Origin of the sequence: Paraburkholderia dipogonis, assembly GCF_046027395.1 — a bacterium.
In the GTDB taxonomy this organism is placed as follows: domain Bacteria; phylum Pseudomonadota; class Gammaproteobacteria; order Burkholderiales; family Burkholderiaceae; genus Paraburkholderia; species Paraburkholderia dipogonis_A.
The window spans coordinates 120,253-141,581 of the sequence record NZ_JAQQEG010000005.1 but is presented as its reverse complement, the minus strand read 5'-3'; the positions used below and the strand labels follow the sequence as shown (position 1 = coordinate 141,581).

The 21,329-nt window shown below is 59.7% G+C and carries 15 protein-coding genes; 9 read left to right on the top strand and 6 right to left on the bottom strand.

Annotated elements, in window-relative coordinates; genetic code table 11:
* The first annotated feature begins 59 nt into the window (after window positions 1-59).
* Together PQR32_RS07345 and PQR32_RS07340 are read left to right on the top strand one after the other, a co-directional pair.
* The gene (locus PQR32_RS07345; protein WP_408223739.1) at window positions 60-464 is read left to right on the top strand and encodes a heme-binding protein; all 405 of its coding nucleotides are present in this window, start codon (window positions 60-62) and stop codon (window positions 462-464) included.
* A 33-nt stretch (window positions 465-497) separates the two neighbouring features.
* Window positions 498-2,666, top strand: a complete 2,169-nt coding sequence (locus PQR32_RS07340) for a malate synthase G (protein ID WP_408223737.1) — start codon at window positions 498-500, stop codon at window positions 2,664-2,666.
* A gap of 360 nt (window positions 2,667-3,026) precedes the next feature.
* Here the strand turns inward: PQR32_RS07340 and PQR32_RS07335 are convergent, their stop codons facing one another.
* The 3 genes from PQR32_RS07335 to PQR32_RS07325 form a co-directional block, all read right to left on the bottom strand.
* Window positions 3,027-3,305, bottom strand: a complete 279-nt coding sequence (locus PQR32_RS07335; RefSeq protein ID WP_408223734.1) for an HU family DNA-binding protein — start codon at window positions 3,303-3,305, stop codon at window positions 3,027-3,029.
* A 3,843-nt stretch (window positions 3,306-7,148) separates the two neighbouring features.
* Window positions 7,149-8,123 (bottom strand): ParB/RepB/Spo0J family partition protein, encoded by a 975-nt coding sequence (locus PQR32_RS07330; protein WP_408223731.1) that lies wholly within the window; start codon window positions 8,121-8,123, stop codon window positions 7,149-7,151.
* Complete coding sequence (locus PQR32_RS07325; RefSeq protein ID WP_408224030.1) at window positions 8,120-9,337, bottom strand: ParA family protein; 1,218 nt, start codon at window positions 9,335-9,337, stop codon at window positions 8,120-8,122. The genes PQR32_RS07330 and PQR32_RS07325 overlap by 4 nt, the downstream gene beginning before the upstream one ends.
* Before the next feature lie 1,241 nt (window positions 9,338-10,578).
* Here PQR32_RS07325 and PQR32_RS07320 point away from each other — a divergent pair.
* Window positions 10,579-12,075 (top strand): replication initiation protein, encoded by a 1,497-nt coding sequence (locus PQR32_RS07320; protein ID WP_408223728.1) that lies wholly within the window; start codon window positions 10,579-10,581, stop codon window positions 12,073-12,075.
* Between the two features lie 419 nt (window positions 12,076-12,494).
* Window positions 12,495-12,803, top strand: coding sequence for a putative quinol monooxygenase (locus PQR32_RS07315; protein WP_408223725.1), 309 nt, complete (start codon window positions 12,495-12,497; stop codon window positions 12,801-12,803).
* Between the two features lie 306 nt (window positions 12,804-13,109).
* Here the strand turns inward: PQR32_RS07315 and PQR32_RS07310 are convergent, their stop codons facing one another.
* The 3 genes from PQR32_RS07310 to PQR32_RS07300 all read right to left on the bottom strand — a co-directional run bounded on the left by PQR32_RS07310 (window position 13,110) and on the right by PQR32_RS07300 (window position 14,843).
* Complete coding sequence (locus tag PQR32_RS07310; RefSeq protein ID WP_408223722.1) at window positions 13,110-13,385, bottom strand: MFS transporter; 276 nt, start codon at window positions 13,383-13,385, stop codon at window positions 13,110-13,112.
* Window positions 13,386-13,413: 28 nt separating this feature from the next.
* Window positions 13,414-14,181 (bottom strand): N-acyl homoserine lactonase family protein, encoded by a 768-nt coding sequence (locus PQR32_RS07305; protein WP_408223719.1) that lies wholly within the window; start codon window positions 14,179-14,181, stop codon window positions 13,414-13,416.
* A gap of 296 nt (window positions 14,182-14,477) precedes the next feature.
* Window positions 14,478-14,843, bottom strand: a complete 366-nt coding sequence (locus PQR32_RS07300) for a hypothetical protein (protein WP_408223717.1) — start codon at window positions 14,841-14,843, stop codon at window positions 14,478-14,480.
* 388 nt (window positions 14,844-15,231) lie between these two features.
* On the opposite strand from PQR32_RS07300, the gene PQR32_RS07295 reads away from it, so the two are divergent.
* From PQR32_RS07295 to PQR32_RS07275, 5 genes are all read left to right on the top strand, one after another.
* On the top strand, window positions 15,232-16,224 hold the full coding sequence (locus tag PQR32_RS07295; protein WP_408223714.1) for a LacI family DNA-binding transcriptional regulator: 993 nt from the start codon (window positions 15,232-15,234) through the stop codon (window positions 16,222-16,224).
* A 473-nt stretch (window positions 16,225-16,697) separates the two neighbouring features.
* Complete coding sequence (locus PQR32_RS07290) at window positions 16,698-17,639, top strand: MurR/RpiR family transcriptional regulator (RefSeq protein WP_408223711.1); 942 nt, start codon at window positions 16,698-16,700, stop codon at window positions 17,637-17,639.
* Between the two features lie 392 nt (window positions 17,640-18,031).
* Window positions 18,032-19,495, top strand: a complete 1,464-nt coding sequence (locus tag PQR32_RS07285; RefSeq protein ID WP_408223708.1) for an N-acyl-D-amino-acid deacylase family protein — start codon at window positions 18,032-18,034, stop codon at window positions 19,493-19,495.
* Window positions 19,492-20,430, top strand: coding sequence for a carbohydrate ABC transporter permease (locus tag PQR32_RS07280; RefSeq protein ID WP_408223705.1), 939 nt, complete (start codon window positions 19,492-19,494; stop codon window positions 20,428-20,430). The genes PQR32_RS07285 and PQR32_RS07280 overlap by 4 nt, the downstream gene beginning before the upstream one ends.
* Window positions 20,427-21,326: a carbohydrate ABC transporter permease gene (locus PQR32_RS07275; protein ID WP_408223702.1), complete on the top strand. Its 900-nt coding sequence runs from the start codon at window positions 20,427-20,429 to the stop codon at window positions 21,324-21,326. Before PQR32_RS07280 ends, PQR32_RS07275 begins: the two co-directional genes overlap by 4 nt.
* Window positions 21,327-21,329: the final 3 nt, after the last annotated feature.

Here is a 21,329-nt window from a genome sequence, read left to right as displayed (position 1 = left end):
CTACCGGCATGCGCCGGTGGCGACACTTCACTTCGAAATACTGACTTGATAACCCTGACATGCAAAGCAAACCCGTATTGACCGTTGTAGAAGCTACGCGAATCCTGGAAGCCGCGCGCGCGGAAGCAGAGAAAAACCAGTGGGCAGTAACCATCGCGGTCGTGGATGACGGGGGTCATCTGCTGGCCCTGCTCCGCCTCGACGGCTGTGCGCCGATAGGCGCTTACATCGCGACCGAAAAGGCGCGTACCTCCGCGCTCGGTCGACGTGAATCGAAGCAGTACGAAGACATGATCAACGGCGGCCGCACCGCGTTCCTGAGCGCCCCGCTAGCCGGCACGCTCGAGGGCGGCGTCCCGGTCGTGGTCGACGGAAACGTTGTGGGTGCAGTCGGCGTGTCCGGTGTCAAACCGGATCAGGATTCGCAAGTGGCCAGAACCGCTGCAAACAGCCTCAACGGCTGATCGATTGATATTTGAAAACTGTTGGAGCAAATGATGGGTGAAATGATCGAGAGAAACGGGCTGCGTGTCGCGGCTGTTCTCAGCAAATTTGTCGACGATGAGGCGTTGAGTGGGACTGGCATCGACAGCGAAGCCTTCTGGAAAGGCTTCGCCGTCCTCGTCCACGACCTCGCCCCCAGGAACCGCGCGCTGCTCGCGGAACGCGATCGCCTGCAGACGGAACTGGACCAGTGGCACCGCGCGCATCCGGGGCCCGTGCGCGATCTGAAGGCATACCGCGCATTTCTCGAAGGCATCGGCTATATCGTACCGGTGAGCGCAGCTGTCAAGGCGACGACCCAGAATGTCGACACCGAAATCGCCGGGCAAGCCGGACCGCAACTCGTCGTGCCACTGTCGAACCCGCGCTACGCGCTCAACGCCGCGAATGCGCGCTGGGGCAGCCTCTACGATGCACTCTACGGCACCGACGCGATCCCCGAAACCGACGGCGCCGAGCGCACCGCTTACTTCAATCCGGTCCGCGGTGCGCGCGTGGTCGCGCGCGCTCGCGCATTCCTCGATGAAGCCGCGCCGCTCGCCAACGGCTCGCACGTCGACGCCATCGCATACCGCGTGGAATGCGGCAAGCTCGCCGTCACGCTCAGGAACGGCTCGTCGGCGTTGAAGGTTCCCGCGCAGTTCATCGGCTATCAGGGCGACGCAGGCTCCCCTTCCGCCGTCCTGCTCAAACATCACGGTCTGCACTTCGAGATCCAGATCGACGCAACGCACTCCATCGGCAAGACCGACGCTGCGCGCGTGAAGGACGTGCTGATGGAAGCGGCCGTCTCGACGATTATCGATTGCGAAGACTCGGTTGCCGCTGTCGATGCCGCCGAAAAGGTCGAGCTTTACCGCAACTGGACCGGCCTCGCGAAAGGCGATCTGTCTGAGCAACTCACGAAGAACGGCAAGACCTTCACGCGTCGCCTGAACGCCGACCGCACATACACCGCGCCCGATGGCTCGTCCGTGAAACTGCATGGCCGCTCGTTGCTGTTCATCCGCAATGTCGGGCATTTGATGACGAATCCGGCGATCGTCGATCGTGAGGGTCGTGAGATTCCCGAAGGCATTCTGGATGCCGTGATGACATCGCTGGGCGCGATGCACGACCTGCAAAACAAGCTCAATTCGCGGACCGGATCGATTTACATCGTCAAGCCGAAGATGCACGGCCCGGCCGAAGTCGCGTTTTCCAATGAACTGTTCAACCGCGTCGAAGATCTGCTGGGGCTGCCGCGTCATACCATCAAGATGGGCATCATGGACGAGGAGCGTCGCACGAGCGTCAATTTGCAGGCGTGCATTGCGGCGGCATCGGCGCGCGTGGCGTTCATCAATACGGGCTTCCTGGATCGCACCGGCGACGAGATGCACAGCGCAATGGAAGCCGGTCCGATGATGCGCAAGGGCGATATGAAATCATCCGCGTGGATCGCGGCTTACGAGCGCAATAACGTGCTGGCCGGCTTGAGCTCAGGATTGCGCGGACGCGCGCAGATCGGCAAAGGCATGTGGGCGATGCCCGACCTGATGCATGCAATGCTCGAACAGAAAATCGCGCATCCCGAAGCGGGCGCGAACACGGCGTGGGTGCCGTCGCCGACTGCCGCGACGCTGCACGCGCTGCACTACCATCAAGTTGACGTTCAGGCCGTGCAGCAAGAGTTGGAAGAGACAGCCTACGACAGCGTACGCGATGAACTGCTCGATGGCTTGCTGACGATTCCTGTCGTCGAAGAGGCGCAGTGGTCAGATGAGGAAATCCGCAAGGAGATCGAGAACAACGCGCAAGGGATTCTGGGTTACGTGGTGCGCTGGATCGATCAGGGCGTCGGCTGCTCGAAGGTGCCGGATATACACGATATCGGTCTGATGGAAGACCGAGCGACGCTGCGCATTTCGAGCCAGCACATTGCGAACTGGCTGCATCACGGGGTGGTGTCGGAGGCGCTGGTGAACGAAACGTTCAAGCGCATGGCGAAGGTGGTGGATGCGCAGAACGCCAACGACCCGCAGTACCAGCCAATGACCGGTCGCCTGGACACATCGCTCGCGTTCAAGGCGGCGAAGGCGCTGGTTTTTGAAGGGCGGTCGCAGCCTAGCGGGTATACGGAGCCATTGCTGCACAAGTTCCGACTTGGCGCGAAGTGGTAGGCGCCGCATACCGCAGTCGAAACCGCGAGTGATTCAGCATGCATCGCGGGCGGCCGGCGGCGTCCCGCGCGCACGTGCTTGGCAACTCGCGGCTGTGGTGTACATAGCCGCATTGACGACATGTACCTTTTAGTGAGGATACCCAAGCGTTTGGACGCGAGGCATTCCGGAGTGCGGGCGCTTCCGTATTCGAGTTCGGCGTCGTGCTGATCGACCGCACGCTAAAACAGGTAGGTTCGCCAGGAGTAGTGGTGACGCCGACGCCAACCCGCGTAGTCCGCGGAACATGTCGGCCGCCGGCGAAGTGTTCCGCAACGGTCAGCCGCCGGCATGTCACCGACCGGCGGCTGTCGCACGCTGTCAGGATCTGTTCACGGCATCCTTGAACGCCTTGCCGGCCGCGAACTTGACGGTCTTCGCTGCGGGAATCTGGATTTCGGCGCCGGTCGCCGGGTTGCGGCCCACGCGTGCGGCGCGGGCTCCCGTTGAAAACGACCCGAAGCCGATGAGTTGAACCGTGTCGCCCTTCCTGACGGCGCTCGTGATTGCGCCGATGAACGCATCGATCGCTTCGCCTGTTGCCGCCTTGCTCGCGCCAGTCGCCGTAGCGACCGCGTCCACCAGTTCCTGTTTGTTCATTGTCGATCCGTTGTTTTCTTTGTGGAACTGTCACCCTACCCGATCGCCGCACGTTCGCGCAATGACAAACGGCGCGCGATCCTCTTCGCGCCTCGGGAGTCATCGTGAGATTGGCACACGAGACGAGAACTACAGAATACGTAACATTTGATACATGTCGGTTTGCGAAGGTATTACCCACTGATATCTGCTATCGCTTGTCGATTTCGCAGCCTTGGAATGCGCCCCGTCGTGAAACACAAGGGAGACCGTGCGTCGAAAGCGTTCCAAGTCATTGTTTGTGCGCCGTTTTTTCTCTCCTGCATTGTCCGTTTAATTGTTTCACGAAAATCTGTCCTAGTGGATGTCCGAAGCCCGCTTCTTGAGTACCGTCCGTGCAAGCTCCGGCCGTTGCCAAGCGTGCGAGCGGCTCGTGGAGGTGCTCGTAAAGCTCCGTGCTGCTGGCACCCTCCCCCTATCAGCACGAAAGCTGCTTCTGCCGCCGTGGGGTTGGAGCCTTCCGCGGGACACTGCACGCACTGTCGCGCGCCTCTTCGCTGACGACTAAACCGGAGTGATCGAAGGTGTTGCTGCCTCAATGTGGGCGTCGCTAAGGATGGGTGTGCGCGGCTTGGCCCTGACGTCCGGCTAGCTCAGGCAACAGTCGGGGGATGAACTTGAAGATTTGCTGCCGATCAGCGGACAGTGTTCACTCGAAGCGAGACAGATTGTGAAAGTATATTGAAAGAAACGGTAGGTACTTTGCCTTTGCGCCGAGTTGAGACGCGTACAGCGCTCCCTTTCTCAGGATGCGCATTCGGGACTTTTCGATTAAGCGAGGACATGCAACACGGCGATTTTCGGCTATTAATAATTTAAATCGATAGTCATTTCATATTGATCTAGTCATTTTTCGTCGGTGCATTGTCTGTCTAACGGTTCCACAAGAAGGCACAAGACGTAAACGGTGACTGTGATAATCATCTCCTGTGAATAGCGGCGCGACGTCAACAAGCACAAGTACGTCCCCGGTCGTGATGCCGTTTTGTGTGTGCTTGACGAGAGCCCAACTGGCACGGCGACATCACGCTAGGCCGGGAGCCCTTTGCTGCGAAGCGAAACGTTTGCCTGACCTGACGGACCAGTCTACGTTTCGAGTCAAAAATATCGAGCCCAACTCGAGTGGCTTCCTCTGAAACAATCAATTTGCCGCGTGGGACTTGTACGGCCTGTCCGACGAATTCCGGCCGAAGCGGCTGCGACAGTTGATGCAATATATCGAGCGCGCAGAGGAACATGACGCGTGGTGGCCACCGCATAAGATTGATGGCGGCACCCGCTTGGCCCGCCATTTTTTGACGTAGCTGTCTCCTTTCAGGGAGACCGCCGCCGGGCTCTTCTTTACGGTGTTGTGCGCTGGCTACTACCAGCCGGCAGGGGCCAGAATGCTCACTTGAGTCTTATTCATCGCCCGACACAATAAGATCGCCGACTGGGCGGCGCAGCGCGCCGGCGGACCTGACCGCTCGTTGTCTCCGTATCGACGGGGTTCCAACACCTCCGAGTTGCACCAACGTCTAATCCAGGAGCCGCCCTCATGACGAACCGCATTAGAGGACGGCCGGGCTGGAAGCATCGCTCGCCGAGATGCGCGATCATCTACACGAGCGCTGAGTAACCTACTTGTCTAAAAACCTTGTGGACGCGCGAAGATTCGATCGCCGGCCGAAGTCGATGACCGGTTTTTTTGGTGAAGGGCACGGCCACGACGACTGAATTCCGGAGAGGAAGGCTCGACTTCGGCATGGTTTCGGGAAATCGTCTATCAGACGGCCCGTCAGCAGCAAAGTAAAGACGCTAGCCCGAATGGCAGGCCTGCATCGAACTGTGCGGCTGGCCGCCGACGCGGCGACGCTGAAACGGCAATTCGGGTCCGGGGAGTAGCGCACGGACCTCGTGTCGTTCAATCCGAACGCAAATCGCTCGTGGTGTCGCTTTAGGCGGATTGCTGAGTCGCGCGACGGCAGCCGGGGCCGCAGTCGCACGCCCGGCTTTGACCCCATCCTTGGTCTCTCCCGTAAAACGACGTCGAAGCGATGCTGACACATCTGCCCTGTTCCGCGACGGCGCGCCCTCACGACCAGAAGGGGCTTGAACGCTTCCTCTCGTCAGCGTCTGGAAGGTGGTGGCTTCGATGGCATTGTGCAGGCGCGGACGGATTTCTCACGCAGCCGGATCCAGAGTGGAGCGGCACAAAGGCGCTCCAGATATCTACGCACTGGGGCCGTTTGCCGGAGCATTCGTCGCCGATCTGCGGTACAAGGCCTTTTTGTACTGTACGAATTTTCGCGTTGTCGTTAGCGTACGCTGCATTGGCGGCAACCTATTTCTGGACAATCACGGGGCCGGTGACAGAAACGAAAAACCGCCTATTGCCGCCGCCGACAGAGGCTGCCGAAGATGCACCGGGAGCCGTTCATGCACGGCGACGGCATCCTCTGCCCGACTGCGCGAAGTTCATCCACTCACCGTGCACCATAAGGCTGGAAGTCAACGACCCCGCGGCACCAGGTGCAGAGTATCGCCTCGCGCGGGCAGAGGTCCTTCCGATGGGCTTCACCAGTATGCAGCGGGATGATTCTTTCCACACTATCCGTGTCCTCCGCCCGGCCCGGGACCGAGCAGCACGAAGAAGCAGGTATCACTGGAAGGTCGCGATTCTGTGGGACCCAAAGTGGAGCACGGGACCCCTTCGTATCTGGTCGTCGAAGCACTACGCGCTCACGGCCGATCGCGACCATGGTTATGCGGATGCGAAAACGCGAGAGGTCCCGGTGATCCCAACCACGAAGGTCACCTGGGCAAAGCATCTGCTCACTCTGTTGATCGGTAGTGGATTTGCGGCAACGGGTTATGCCAGGTCGTGACGCGGACACCGCTGCGCCTCGCGGAGAACGAAGCCGTGGCGCTGAATGGGCGGGAATGGCGCGCTTGGCTCGAAGCACAATGTCGCCGTATATTTGCCCGCCTAGGGTCGAAAGGTAGGTGAACGTGTGTCAGCAATGTTGACACCTCTACACGAAGACGTTGGGGGGATCGAAGGAACGCGGCTGTCGAACGCGAGTGTCAGTAATACCGACACTTCGAACAGAGCGCCTTATCGAGGCACTGTTGCAAACTATCTGCACACTCGTGGCTCCCTCGTCGAGTGGTTGCGCAAATTCCAGTGCATATAAACCCTCCGCCCACACAGTCATGCCATCAAACCGGTCCCTCACATTCGCAAGAGGAAATACTGTGACCCCACGCAACGCCGACCGGACGGGACGGCGGTGTCCGCGACTACACCGGACGCCACCCTTGAAAGCACATCGAGGAGCAGGTGTGGCGTACGTCGAGACCCGCATCGATGACCGCAGTCCAGTCCCTCTGCCGGGCGTCGCTGCGGGCCAGGCTTTGTCCTCAATCGGATGCAAGCTCGCAGCTGAATCGCGCTGAGAAGACGGCCTCAAGACAGTTAAGGTTTTCTGCTTACAGTCTGTTTTGTCCAATTCAAAGTGTCAGTAATACCGACACTGCCCCCCCGCAGGGCCAGGTCGGCCGCACGTCCACGACTGGAAGCATTGCCCGTCGTACGCAATACGGTATTGGTACGTGCCAGTTTCACTGCCCGTGTGCGTCCACTGTTGCGCCTCGCCCAAACAGAACGCGGATCGCAGACACCGCCACTATCGCCCTCCCGCCCCCCGGCGATCAAACGCAACATTTCGCTTTCAGAGCCCGGTGTCAGTATTACTGACACCCCGCGTCGGCCCACAAAAAAGCCCGCTCGTCGCGGGCTCCTTTGTCGCGAGAAAAGCTAAGTCACCGCGGCTCGCCCTTGTACAGTTCACCGATAAGCTGCCGAATTCGCGCCTCCTGGGCCTCGGTCAAAGCCGCCGCCTTGATTTTCAACGTAAAGCTGTTGACGTCCTTGGTGATGCTTCCCGCCTGATCTTTTCCGGCGAAGAATTTCTCGATAAGCCTCTCCCGAGCGGTCGTCCCCGACGCACGACGAGTGACCATCGCGATAATCGCCGGCGCAAGCTTGCCTTGGGCCAGCTCTCCCTTGACCACATCTGGCCAGAGCTCGCGTGCAGCCACCTCGGCTTCGCCGCCGTGCTTCTTAAGGGCTGAGACAATTTCCTCGGCAGCGTTACAGCCGAGTAGGGCAGGCTGCAAATCAAGGTCCTTCTTCATGAAGTCCGGCAGATTTTCGAACGCAAGAAATTGGTATAGCCCGGTACGTGAGAGGCCCACTGCCTCTGCCAGCCTTTTGCGGCTAGGAAACTCGCTCTCAGACCGACGAAGCGAGATGGCCACTTCATAATCGGTGAGGTCGTCGCGGTCCATATTCTCGACCAGCGCCAGCACAATCATGTCCTGGTCGGAGCACTCGATGACCACGGTCTTGATGTACTCCGCCCCGAGTATCTTGTGTGCTCGCCAGCGCCGCTCCCCTGCCACAATCTGGTAGGCCGATTCAACCCGACGAACCACGATGGGTTGCATTAGCCCGACTTCGCGAATCGACTCTGCCAGCTCGGACAACTTGGCTTCATTGAATACCCGACGCGGCTGCCAAGGATTAGGAACAATTTCCGTCACCGGCAACTGCGACGTCGTCCCCGACGACTCAAGCTCCTGCACCCTCAACTGTGCGGCCGCCAACGCTCCCGCCATTCCTGGTGCTGTCTCTGTCCGACTCCCGCGACGGCTTGCATCGGGGGTTCGTTCCGCTGTTGACCGAAGATTTGCGGTCTTGGCCAACATCTGATCACGGATATTGTTGGTGCTCATTGTGCTGGCCTCCATTGTTTGACGAACATGTCATCGACCCACCGGCAATAGTCAATTAGCGGCTGCTTGACGCGCGCTAAGGATTTCGCCTGGCTATGAGAGCTGCTGATGTCAAAAACGGTCGTAAATGCCAGAGCACCTGAACTCATGACCGAACTGGCAGGAACCTCAAACGGGTCCAGCCAGTGACGATACGCGCCTTGTGCCCACGTGCGCACAACGGGTGCCGCGGAAGTGCTGTTGTAGTTCACGCGGGTCAGCAATACGGAAACGAAATCGTACTTTTTGTTAGCTTCGTATTTGATGAACGACTTGGCGACGTCCGAGAAAAGTCGCCAGAAGGAAAGCGAGCTGAAGAAGTCGAGATTCTCCGGGACCATCGGCATGACCATTGCGTCCGCTGCCATCAATGCGTTCAGGTTGAGGTAAGACAGGGAGGGCGAGGTATCCAGAATGATGTAGTCATAGTGCTTGCGCAACGGCGCTAGTCCATCCCGGAGCACCTGCCAGAACTTGAATCCTGCAAGCTTCATCTGCATCGCGGGAAGGTGATACTCAGCCCCGACCAGTTCTGTATGCGCCGGGATGATATCCAACCCATCCCAGTACGTTGGCTGCACCCTGGAGAGCAGACCTCCTTCGACCTTTTGGTCGTAGACAAAAGGAAGCACTGTATCGTCCGGAGATACCTCTTTTTCCGCGTACAGTCCACATAGCTCCGAAAGCGATGCTTGGGGGTCAAGGTCGACAACGAGAACCTTTCGCCCGCGCAGGCTCAACCCTTGGGCAAGGCACATCGACGTTGTGGTTTTAGCCGAGCCCCCCTTCAGCTGCGACGTGATAAGCACTTTGCCTTCGAAATCGCTCGGTCCAGCTACCAGCGGCGTCTGGTAGATGTCCGACACCTGCTGTACCCAATTTCGGGCTTCAGCTAGCGTAAATAGCCGACTGCGGCTTCGTCCTGTCCCGGTGGACTGCCCTTCCGGCAGCACGCCATCCCCCTTCGTTGCCAGGTATTGCACCTGCTGACGCGTCAGGCCGCAGAGCTCTGCGACTTCTCCAGTCGTAAACACCGGCGCTTCCTTGCGCGGGCGCGGCGCGAGAATTTGGTCTCGCAACTCAGTTGCATAATCGGTGACGACGTCCGCGAAATCTGAGATTTCCTCAAGCGTCACGGTTCGGTCTATCGGCATCGGTTGGCTGACATTGGCCATTTCGGAGTTTTCCCTGGAAATTGAAGCTAAACGGAGAATACAGGAAAAACGCAAAAACAGCTTTATATTGTCGTCCAGTTTCTCAAATATCCGTCGTAAGCCACTGTTTTTTATGCCTTCAACGGAATCGGTGCCAGCCCATATGAACGAAATCTCCCGCACAAAATCTCTCACCTTTGGAAGCATATGGCGGCCGCCGGGGAAGAGTTATGGATAAAAGGTGAGAGTTTTTATCCACTGACCCGCTGGATCGAGCAGAGGCAACGGCTGAGAGGGTTAGCGTTCAAGCGGTCTCATAGCGATGAGCACGCGCACGCGGACGATTACATTACGTTTTGATTTCGTTTGGTGGAAGGAGGGGCAAAGGTGAGAGATAGTGTGCATCCACGCAAATGCCAATATCGGACGAGCCTGTCCGCATGCACAAAATCCCTCACCCTACGACCATCGACATTAACGCTGGGACTTGTGCGTAGGACGACAGTCGCGGCGCAGCTGAATGCGACAGATGGTCTGCACCGAAGACCTTGCGTGTATCCGCCAGCAGAAGATGTTGCACACAATCTCTCACCTTTGAAGGCACGAAGAACATCACCGAGAAGCGTCCCGAACACATGTGAGGCGGCACCGCTTCACATCTCCCTGATTCGAAAAGCACCATCGTCCTCGCCGTACGCTCCCAAGCGGCGGACACTCTGTCTCACTGACTAAAGCGCGCAGAGTTGCGAGGCCTATTAGATTCGACTGCACATCGGGTCTTTGAGATCGACTCCTGCTGTCTACTGCGGGGCCATCCAGGCAGCCGCCTACGTTGCCGAACGGTTTGTTGGTTGTTTTAAATAAAAAAACGAACTAACAAACTTACAGAAGAAATACAATTCCTTTGTTATCAAACAGTTAATACCGGAGAGGTGAGACTCAATGTGCCAAAGGTGAGAGAAAATGTGCATCTCAGGTGAGACATCCAGGCGCAGAAGGGGAGATTTATGGTGTGTCGAGGTGAGAGACAAAAGCGCGTTTTACTGGAGGTGAGAGATTTTCCCGCGTCGCCTGTGGATAACCGGCTGAAACCCTTTACCATTATGGGCTTGGGCTCCGACGTCTTCACTAGTGGTGAGAGATGGTGTGCCGAAGGTGAGGGATGATGTGCAGGCTGTTCGTCTCAGCGCCAGAGGTGAGACTTTCTTATTGACATCTCACCTTTGTATGCCTAGAGTCTGCTGAATTTCTAGGGAACAGGCATGTCCAGCAGCGTCGACCGACGGGTCACCCCTCTTCAATTTGCACTGGACCTATTCGTGGAGATGGCGCCGGCGCAAAGGTCCATCGATGAGGCTAGTCCAGACAAAGATATCGGTTATCAAAAGAACCGGGTCTTTGCGCGCATTATCGGATTAGGACTGTCCGCCAGACGCTTTGTGGATGCCGCTTACTTCATCGTCGCGCAGGACCCTGAAATTCAGGAAACCTATGACGTGACGCTCAGTTTTTTTAAATGGCTGATGCGCTATGACAGCAGGAATAAGAAACATTTTTCCAGCGTCATTCGCAGCGTCAAATCTTCGATGCTCGAAGTGATGAGTGCACCGGTAGTGTCCGTAGATTCGAAAGGACGCATGCTGGAGGAACCTGTCGAACCCGGTGAAGAGGGCAGCGCCGGTGATGACGATGCGGATGAGGACCTGGTCGTCCAGAATGAAGACGGGGACTGGCTTGAGTTGATCGGCCGGGTCAGCGTCAGGAATGGCCGGATTCGCTTCCGGGTGCCTATCGAGTTGCAACGCCTCATCAAGGATCCTGAGAACTCGTACTGGACCAGCCTGCTAGTCACCTCGAGATTTACGCTCATCTATGCTCGAGGCATTTATGACCACGTCTTGCCGTCCGTACCCAGCGGGCTAACAGACTGGCTGTCACTCGACCTCGTTCGAAACTTGCCCGGCAAGTCATGGGCAAACAACGCTGAGTTCAAATACTTCAAGCGCGATTATCTCGAGCCGGCGGTCAATCAAATCAACGAACTGTCCGACATCGAGTTGTCGTATGAAACCCGTGCCGGAACTCCCGGCTCGCGAAAGAAAGACCAGATACGCTTCCGGCTCAAACGCAAAGAAGGGGCATTGGCATCCAAAGCGGCCATGCTGAACTCAGTCGTACTTTTCAAAATGCTTCAAGATGAATTCGGACTGTCTGAAAAGCAGTTTGAAAAAATCGCTGAGAACAGGCTCGTCTGGACAGACGAGCGCATTCAACAAGCCATCGACTACACCCGCTGGACAATCAGGCAGGGTATCAAGGTGAAAAGAGCATCCGCCTACTTGATGAGGGCTCTTTCGGACAACTACCGGGTATCCGACGCCGACAGGCAGGTCGAGTTGATTCAGGCCCAGCTTGGTGAGGCTACGATGGGGGAACAGGGGGCGAGGTCTGACAGGCAAAAGGAAGTCGAGGCCAGCCTGGCGGCAGCTAACGCGGCAGCCGATAAACGTCGACAGGAGGAGATTCGTCTGGCGCGCGAATTCTTCGACACAGCGGACAAGAAGACACGGGAGGACCTCGTCCGCAAGTTTGTCGCGTCAAGCACGATGGGACTGCGCGCTATTGAGCGTCAAATGCTCAAACCGGCTAACGTCACTGAGGCCAACATTCTGAATCTGCCAGACGTTGCCAATACGTTCAGCTCATACGTCGCCGGCGAAATCAGAAAAGCAGCGCGTGTGCGTGCGCGGAACCCATAATGTTCCGCAAGGCTATCAGCAATCCGGGGCCTCACGGTGGAAGTTGCCAGTGACATTGACCACGATACCTGCGAGGTTCGGCTGGCCCACGCCATCGACGACTCCGTGGCGAACGCTACCCGTCGTAGAGTGCGGTCGTCTACCGCCTTCTGAGCGGCTGCACGGCGCGCCACCGTTGCGGCGTTTCCTCCTTGATGTGGCAGCGCCGTACTCGGCGATGCGCCGCTTGGGAAAATCGCAGTGCCCCTTTCAGCCTCCATCGCTTTGCCAGGCGGGCTCTATCAGCATCAACGCTGCGCGCGCCGCGCGTCGGGAGCCCGACCGGAACCGCACGGTGAGGCCCTGTCAGCAAGCATGTCCAAATGCGGCTATTATTTCGCGCGGCGATCGGCGCCGAAACAGGAAAGGAAAAAATCCGGATGATCCATGTCATTGCAACGATCACTACCCAGCCCGGTCAACGCGAAGCCGTGCTGGCGCTCTTCAACAAGAACCGTCCGGCGGTGCTGGCGGAAGAGGGGTGCATTAGCTACGAGGCCGTGGTCGACGTACCGGACTTCGGGACGATCCAGACACCACTCGGCACTGACACCTTTGCTGTAATCGAACGCTGGGAAAGCGCGCAAGCGTTAAAGGCACATGCGGCCTCCGCGCATATGGCCGAGTACGGACGCAATACTCGTCCGTTGCTCGTGAGCCGCGTCATCAACGTGCTGCAGGCTTGCTGAAGGGCTGGGCGCGTGCAGCCCTGCGTTTGATGAGCAGGGAATGTCTCGAGCAGTCAGGCACCTAAACGATCAATGATGCGGTGAATGCGTTCGCAGCATATTGGCTGCGACGGCGCGACGCAAACAGCGTGCGCTTGGCTACCGCTGCGCAACGGAAGCCTAACCAGTTGCGCGCGGATCTGGGAACGGCACGACGCTGGTACTTGTCGCCCGCCTACAGGGCGCGAATCCGTTCTTCACGAACAGCAGGAAGGTCGGGAAGATGCCCTTTTCGAACAGACCGATTGCAAAACGTACGGCCGCCCCTTACGACGCGTGATGGACCATGCTCTGCGATAGTTCGGCGATGCTCCACAGCACCCGCGTCACGGCGATGAGCGCCTTGCCGAATCTGTGGTCGGTGAACCAGCCCCAGATCGCCTGCGCGATGCCATAGCCGGAAAACAGCACGCCGGAGGCGAAATCGAGTACCGCCGGGGTCGACGCCAGCTTGCTGCCCATGCTTGGTATCGCGAAGCCCAAGTTGATGCGATCCATGAACTGATCGTCGTCGCCCTGCAGCCGGAACCCTCTCTGCTTCATCGCCTCTTTCCGTGGCAATACCGACCGCTTACCGGATCTGCGGCGGGGGATACACCTTACAATCGAAAACCTGTGGCTCATGGGCCGGCAGCACTCTCGCTCCAAGCGCCGCGATGCGGCGGAAGCTTTCGTCGTAAGCGCGCAGGTCCGTGTGGTTGCCGTTCGGGACCGGCTCGCTGCCGTCCTCCGGCCAGTTCTCGTAGAGTGGAATGAGATCGCCTGCGATGAGATACGGTCCTGCCTGCGTGTCGACCAGCACACCCTGTGAGCCCGCCGTATGTCCCGGCAGGCGCAATACGCGGATGCCGGCCATCACGTCGGCGTCACCGAACGCCACGTCCATCCGGTCGAGAATGTCCACCCACGGTGGAGTGCGGCCGCGCTGGTTGGTTTCGTAGATCGGACGCTGGAACGGCACCGGCCAGATCGCCTCTTTCAACTCCGCTTCCTGGACATGAAAGCGTGCGTTCGTGAACAACCGCGCGCCGCCGACGTGGTCGTTATGCAGATGAGTGAGAATGACCAGTTCGACGGAAGCCGGATCGACGCCTTCGCGCGCCAGACCGTACTGCAGCAAGTCGTCGATTCCGGCATCCGTCTCGGTGTAGCACTGCGGTGCGCGCGAGCGGGAACCCGGTCCGGCATCGACGACGATCGTATGGCGAGCGCTGCGCAGCAACCACGCGATGCACGGCGCGTGCAGGCGCGCGGAACCGCAGTTCTTGCGGTACAAAAAGCACGAGCGCTCATGATTGACGATATCGCCGCAGCGGATCGGTACGATGGTGAATGCCATGTTCGAGGTTCGCTTCACTGTTTTATGGTGCTGACGCCGGGAGCCCGCTTGAAGGGCCGGACCTTGGCCGAATCTGGGCCGGTGATCAGATAAACGGTCGTGCCGCGCGTTCGATGGTTCCTTTCAACCAATTCATGAGCAAGGTGATGCTGCCATCGTAGCCGGTGCACATGACCCCGCCGCGCGCATTCGCAGGCGCTAAGGTGCGTTGTGGCGGTCGCCGATATGGCCGCTCGGAAGGCACAGTATAGATCAAATGAGTAAGCGCTTTCTCTTGAATTGGTCGGAATTTGCTCTTAAACTACGCTGGAAAATTGGGTAATTTTATTAGATATCGAGGGAAATATCGAATGCCAGAGAAAGCGATTACTTAAATTGATATTTGGTGAACGCCGACCGGTGTTTGCCTCCTTGACTCCGGTCTCCGCCGCGCCGACGTCAAACGCGCGGTGTTCACGAACTCGAATCACGCGGTGGGATTTCATTGGCGCGACGGGGTGATCGCGAATGCGCTCGGCTAGATGGACGCGTAACAGGCACGACGTATCGGTCGAATGCATGCGGATCGACTGGTTTCGTCCCGGCAATACGCCGACGGCGCCGCGCCGCCTCTTCGTATTGCGCAGCCATCGCGACATGATGCAACTGACAAAGCGCTGCATCGATTACCCCGACTACCACTTCGCGAGCGTGCCCGGTGTGTTGGGCAATGCGCGCAACCGCCAGGACAAAACGTACGGCAGTTCGGCTATGGCGAGATATGACGCGCGACGGAGTGCCGTGCAGATAGCGGTCACAGGGGCGGGTAGAGGATGGGCGTGAAGCACTGTTTCCAGCGGCTTCGACTGACTCGCGCAGTCTGTCTGACGCGAACGCTGAACGAACCGGGCAGGCGAAGGCCCGAGCCCAGCGGTGGCCATTTCTCAAGGTGCCGCGTTATAGTATGCCGCAAAGGGAAGGCGCGATGGTGCGCCTCGACATCGGGCAGGGTGCAAGTTGACCAACGAGGCAAAGAAAAGAGCGCCGCGTCGTAAATCGAATGCGATTTCCGTGATAGATGTCGCGCGCGCGGCAGGGGTATCGACCGCGACCGTTTCGCGCGTGTTGAACGGCAACGCAAAGGTAGCGGCTGAACTGCAGAACCGCGTGCGTGACATCGCGCAGGAACTCGGCTACACACCGCACGCCGCGGCGCGTGCGCTGGCATCTCAGCGCTCGAAAACGATCGGCGCGGTGATCCCATCGCTGGAAAACCAGAACTTCGCGATCGGCGTGTTCGCGCTGCAAAAGCGCATCGGGGAAGCCGGCTATACATTGCTGCTCGGATGCTCGTACTACGACCAGGAAGACGAACTGAAGCAGGTCCGTGCCCTTATCGCGGACGGCATCGCCGGGTTGATGCTCGTGGGCCGCAGCCACTCGCCTGCGCTCTACGAACTGATCAGAAAGGAACAGATTCCGCTCGTCAATGGCTGGACAGTCGATCACGACTACCCGTATGTCGGCTTCGACAACGTAGCGGTCGGCCGTCGCCTCGCCGACTATCTGCTCGATCTTGGGCACACGCGCTTCGGCATGATTACGCAAATGACGCAGCACAGCGATCGTGCGGCTGATCGCATCATCGGCGTGCGCGCGGCGTTGCAGTCGCGCGGACTGCAGTTGCGCCACGAGCATCTGATCGAGATGCCGCACAAGATCATTGAAGGGCAGATGGCGATGAAGGCGTTGATGAACGGCCCTGAGCGACCGACCGCCGTAATTTGCGGCACCGATCTGCTTGCAATCGGCGCGCTCGCCGAGGCGCGCGAGTCGGGTATCGACGTGCCGGGCGACCTGTCGATCGCGGGCATCAACGACATCGAATTTTCCAGCTTCACGTCGCCGCCGCTAACGACCATGCGGCTCGCCGCTGATGAAATCGGCGCGCGCAGCGCCGAGTATCTGCTCGCACGGATCGAAGGACGGCCCGTGAGTTCGCAGTACATCGTACCAACCGACCTGATCGTGCGCGGCACGACGGCGCGTCCTCGCAACACCTAGATCGCCGGCGCGCGGTGCGGCGCGTCATGGAAAAAAGCAAAGTCGGGCGAGCACGCAACGCGGCGCGTTGAGCGATGACGGGCCGGCGATTCGTGGGTCCGGACAGACGGCTCAGATTCTCACTGACTCCGACACCAACTGCGTGGCTCATGCCTACTCCGCAGCATGCGCGGACTCAGCACGCAACCAGTGCGGCTGCATTTGCTTCGGCGGCAGTGCGCGCCTCAGATTTGCCGGACACCAACCGCAAGAATGCCCATTTAGCGACCTGCGCTGGCAAGTTCGATGCACGACAACGTGTAATCCAGTTTCTCCCAACGTCGCAACTCGCCGTTGCAGCCGCTCGTGAAGCTGACGCCGAACTATTCCTGCGCGCGCTCGTGAAATTTGTTTACACTGGCTAGTGCAAAAGCGTTGCCGGGAAAAACTGCGTGCGGGAGTCAAGCGTGCGCACAAAATCAGCGAACTGAAGCATGGATAACCTGCAAGTAGTACCTCACACCACGACCGATACTCTGGCGAGAGTCCGGGCGATTTCAGACTCCCTGCCTGACGCGCAGCAACAGGTGGGAAAAGCGATACTTGCTGAGCCGGAGTGGTCGGTGCGAGCCAATGTCGCGGAGATTGCGCACCGCGCCGGTGTCAGCGCACCGACCGTCGTCCGATTCTGCCGCGCTGTGGGTTTCGAAGGTTTGAGCGACTTCAAGCTGCAGCTTGCGCAGAGCCTGGCGGTAGGCACGCCGTACCTTCATCGAGCGGTCAACGCCAAAGATGACGTACCGAGCCTCGTCCACAAAATCCTCTACGGAGCCGCCGCCGTGCTGACCGGTCTTGAGAGCCAGCTCGATGCCGACACGATCGGTCACGCCATCGAAAAGCTCGCCGCGGCCAGCCGGATCGACTGCTATAGCGTGGGCAGTGTGTCGACTTTTCTCGCCAACGACGCCCAGTCGCGCTTCGCGCGCCTGGGGCTCACATCGAACGCTTATTTCGATCCGCATATGCAGGTCATCTCGGCAGCAGCGCTGTCGCCCCGGGATGTCGTGCTCGCGATTTCACACGTCGGACGCATGCCGACCTTGCTGGAAGCGGTAGCGCTCGCGCGCGAACAAGGTGCGACAGTGATCGGCATTACCCGGCCGGACACACCGCTGGCGAAGCAGTGCACTATTCCGATCGGAATGATCGTGCCCGAGGACGCCGCTGCGCGTGTGGGCACGGAGGCGTACCTCGCGGGCCAGATACTCATCGAGGTTCTGATGGTCGGCGTTGGCTTGCGGCTCGGACCAACGGCGCTCGAGCGGCTCAAGCGAGTCCGATCCGTGCTGCGCGAGAGGGGTGTCGATAGCGACGTCCACCCGGCGTTGCAGCGCGCCTGGTCAGAAGCAGAGCGCGACGCGCTCGGCGACAACTAGATCCGTCTACGCTGACGGAATAGCGCCGCGCGGTTGGCCGCCGTGATCGGCTAGCACCCACTCAAAATTTACTTTTTTTCTTTTTGACATCAAAGGACCAAAGCTTTACGCTTGGTTCTGAAATTTAGTTACATCAAGAGGTGTCTCCACGCAGGGAGGGGTGATGGTTGATCGATACACGAAGGTTCCATTTCAATAGGACTACAAATTGATTTAATGACGTAAACGGCTACGTTACAGTGCGTTTCGTGCTCAGTCCATTGAGGCGCCGGGCGGCCGGCGGAGCGGATGGTGTTCTTTTTTGGCGGCGTATAGCGACGATACCGGGCCTTGAAAATGAAATTTACTTACATCTCATCCACAGCAGCATTTGCCTTGGCGAAACGGGACCTATGAACGCAACACGGGAGGCGCACGGCTCCGCGCATTGGCTGTTTCAGGGCGGTGTCGTGATCGATGGCAGCGGAGCGTCCCGTTTTCGCGCTGACGTGCGCGTCGAAAACGGCCGCATCAGTGAAATCGGCGCGGACCTCGGACTGCGCGGGGCGACGCGCATCGACGCGTCGGGGCGCGTCGTCGCGCCCGGCTTTATCGACGTGCATACCCACGACGACGAATGCGTGCTGTCGGCGCCGCAGATGCTCTCCAAGATCAGCCAGGGCGTGACCACCGTTGTGGTAGGCAATTGCGGGATCAGTCTCGCGCCGCTCGTGCACTCGAATGTGCCGCCGCCGCTGACCTTGCTGGGCGGCTCGGACAAGCACGTCTTTCCGACGATGCAGGCCTACGCGCAAGCCGTGGATGCTGCGCGTCCAGCGGTCAATGTCGCGGCCCTCGTCGGCCACTCGACATTGCGCGTCGCGACAATGGCCGACCCTTACCGCGCCGCGACGCGCGCGGAGCAGGCGAAGATGGCGGACCTGATGCGCGAAGCGATGGCCGCGGGCGCGACGGGGCTCAGCACGGGCCTTTTCTACGACACCAACGCGGCGGCAGACGTTGCCGAGGTCACCATGCTGGCGCGTATCGCCGCCGAAGCGGGTGGCGTGTATACCGCGCACATCCGCAACGAAGCCGAGGATGTGATCGCGTCACTGGACGAAGCGTTCACGGCCGCGCGAGATGCCGCTCTGCCCGTGGTGATTTCACATCACAAGTGCGCGGGGCCCGCCAACTGGGGACGCTCCGTCGAAACACTCGCACATATCGACGCCGCGCGGCGCGCGCAGCCGATCGGGCTCGACGCGTACCCGTATGTCGCCGGCTCGACCATCCTGCGCCCGGACCTGGTGGACGGCATCATCGAAATCATGGTGACGTGGTCGGAGCCTTACCCTGAAATGAGCGGGCGCTCGCTGGCCGATATCGCGCAGGAGTGGCAATGCAGCCAGAGAGAAGCTTGCGAGCGCCTACAGCCGGGCGGCGCGAGTTACTTCCAGATGCGTGAGGATGACGTGCGCCGCGTCCTGCAATACGAGGCGACGATGATCGGCTCAGACGGCCTGCCGCACGATCGTCATCCGCACCCCCGGCTGTGGGGGACCTTTCCGCGCGTGTTAGGCCATTACGCCCGTGAACTGGGTTTGTTCACGCTGGAGGAAGCCGTGCGTCGCATGACCAGCCTGTCCGCACACCGTTTCAATCTGCTGGATCGCGGCGAGATCGCGGTTGGCAAGCACGCGGATCTGGTCGTGTTCGATCCGGATTTCGTGATTGACCGCGCCACCTACGCGCAGCCGACCACGCCGGCCGCCGGCATCGACAGCGTCATGGTGAGCGGTTCGATGACTTACCACGCACAAGGTCCTACCGGCATTCGGGCCGGCAGGTTCCTGCGTCTCGGGACCCGCTCATGAGACCGTCACTGTCGTTGTCGTCCGGCAACCAGCGCTTTCGCAGCAAACGTATCGGCTACGATCGCCGCGCGTTCGCCTGGCTGCTCAACACACCTGCGCTCCTAGCGATCGTCCTGCTTTCCGCGTTCCCGATAGCCTACTCGGCGTGGATCAGCCTGCACCGGTACAACCTCCAGCGTCCGCGGGCTTTCAAGTTCGTCGGCCTGTCGAACTACAGCGACATACTGCAGTCGTCCGAGTTCTGGACCGCCCTGCGGATCACCGCCGTGTACACGGTGCTGGTGGTCCTGCTGGTGGTGGTGTTCGGCATCCTGATTGCGCTGCTGCTCAACCGCGAGTTTCCCGGCCGCGCGCTGGTGCGCACGCTGGTCCTGCTACCGTGGGCCATTCCGCCCGTGGTGAATGGCCTGATGTGGCAATGGATCTATGACGCCAAGGTGGGCGCGCTCAACGGGCTGCTGGTCAGCCTTGGCTTGATCGACCAGTATCGCGGCTGGCTGTCGACTCCCACTTCGGCCTTGCTCGCGCTGGTGTTCTCGGAAGTCTGGAGCCTCCTGCCGCTCGCGGTGATCCTGTTGCTCTCCGCGCTACAGCGCATTCCCGCGGAGCTTTACGAGGCGGCAGGCATGGACGGCGCCAGCAGGTTCCAGCTGTTCCGGTACATCACGTTGCCCTGGCTTTCGCAGTCGCTGCTCGTCGTATTGATCCTGCAGACGATGTCCGCGCTCCGGGCGTTCGACATCATTTATGTGCTGACAGCGGGCGGCCCCGGCACGGCCACCACCACGCTCACCTGGCAGACCTACCTCACCACATTCGACAACCTCGATTTCGGCCACGGGAATGCCTACGCCTGGCTGGTAAGCCTGATTACGCTGGGGCTCGCCCTGGCCTATTTCCGAGTGCTGTACGGACGTGGGGACTTTGAAGCATGAGCGCTCTTCTCAACTCGTTGGTCACACCCGCCGGCCGCCAATCGCGGCGCACGGTGTTCCTGATCGTGGCGGGGATTGCCGTCGCGATCTACATCCTCGCGCCGTTCTGCTGGCTGCTGCTGACGAGCTTCATGCATGAGCGGGACGCGCTGACAGTGCCGACGCAGTGGATTCCCCGCCATCCGACGCTCGAGCACTACGAGATGTTCTTTCATCCATCGGGGACGAGTGCGATCGTCGGCGGCCGTGCTGCCGAGGAAATGCTTCCGGGCATGCTGAACTCGCTGATGGCCGCGCTCGGTACGGCCGCGGTCAACCTGGTGCTCGGCACGCTCGCCGGCTACAGCCTCGCTCGTCTGCGTTTTCGCGGCCAGGGCGCGCTGCTTGGTGTTTATCTCGGCTCGCGCATGGTCCCGGGTATCGCGCTGATCGTGCCGCTTTATCTGACGCTCAAGAATCTCGGCATGCTGGACCACCTGTCCGCGCTGGTCATCACGTATGTGACCTTCACGCTGCCGTTCACGATCTGGCTGCTGAAGAACTACTTTCAGACTATCCCGCGCTCGCTCGAAGAAGCCGCGCTGATGGACGGGTGCAGCTGGTTTCAGATGCTCGTCAAGGTGCTGCTGCCCGTCGCCATGCCCGGACTCGTCTCTTCGGCCATGTTTGCCTTCATGACCGCGTGGAACGACTACCTGTTCGCCGTGATCCTGACGAGCACGACGGCGTCGAAGACCCTGCCGGTAGTCGTCGCGGGCTTCGCCACCGACGTGACGACCCAGCGCACGCTGATGGCGACCGGCGGCGTTCTGGCCATCATTCCGCCTCTGGCGCTGGCATTCGTGTTCCAGCGGCTGATCGTCCAGGGACTGACAAGCGGTGCGGTGAAGGACTGACTA

Bases quoted from the DNA above. Each gene is read 5' to 3' on its own strand.
- PQR32_RS07345 (WP_408223739.1), top strand. From the start codon at position 60: ATGCAAAGCAAACCCGTATTGACCGTTGTAGAAGCTACGCGAATCCTG.
- PQR32_RS07340 (WP_408223737.1), top strand. From the start codon at position 498: ATGGGTGAAATGATCGAGAGAAACGGGCTGCGTGTCGCGGCTGTTCTC.
- PQR32_RS07335 (WP_408223734.1), bottom strand. From the start codon at position 3,305: ATGAACAAACAGGAACTGGTGGACGCGGTCGCTACGGCGACTGGCGCG.
- PQR32_RS07330 (WP_408223731.1), bottom strand. From the start codon at position 8,123: ATGAGCACCAACAATATCCGTGATCAGATGTTGGCCAAGACCGCAAAT.
- PQR32_RS07325 (WP_408224030.1), bottom strand. From the start codon at position 9,337: ATGGCCAATGTCAGCCAACCGATGCCGATAGACCGAACCGTGACGCTT.
- PQR32_RS07320 (WP_408223728.1), top strand. From the start codon at position 10,579: ATGTCCAGCAGCGTCGACCGACGGGTCACCCCTCTTCAATTTGCACTG.
- PQR32_RS07315 (WP_408223725.1), top strand. From the start codon at position 12,495: ATGATCCATGTCATTGCAACGATCACTACCCAGCCCGGTCAACGCGAA.
- PQR32_RS07310 (WP_408223722.1), bottom strand. From the start codon at position 13,385: ATGAAGCAGAGAGGGTTCCGGCTGCAGGGCGACGACGATCAGTTCATG.
- PQR32_RS07305 (WP_408223719.1), bottom strand. From the start codon at position 14,181: ATGGCATTCACCATCGTACCGATCCGCTGCGGCGATATCGTCAATCAT.
- PQR32_RS07300 (WP_408223717.1), bottom strand. From the start codon at position 14,843: ATGCAGCGCTTTGTCAGTTGCATCATGTCGCGATGGCTGCGCAATACG.
- PQR32_RS07290 (WP_408223711.1), top strand. From the start codon at position 16,698: ATGGATAACCTGCAAGTAGTACCTCACACCACGACCGATACTCTGGCG.
- PQR32_RS07285 (WP_408223708.1), top strand. From the start codon at position 18,032: ATGAACGCAACACGGGAGGCGCACGGCTCCGCGCATTGGCTGTTTCAG.
- PQR32_RS07280 (WP_408223705.1), top strand. From the start codon at position 19,492: ATGAGACCGTCACTGTCGTTGTCGTCCGGCAACCAGCGCTTTCGCAGC.
- PQR32_RS07275 (WP_408223702.1), top strand. From the start codon at position 20,427: ATGAGCGCTCTTCTCAACTCGTTGGTCACACCCGCCGGCCGCCAATCG.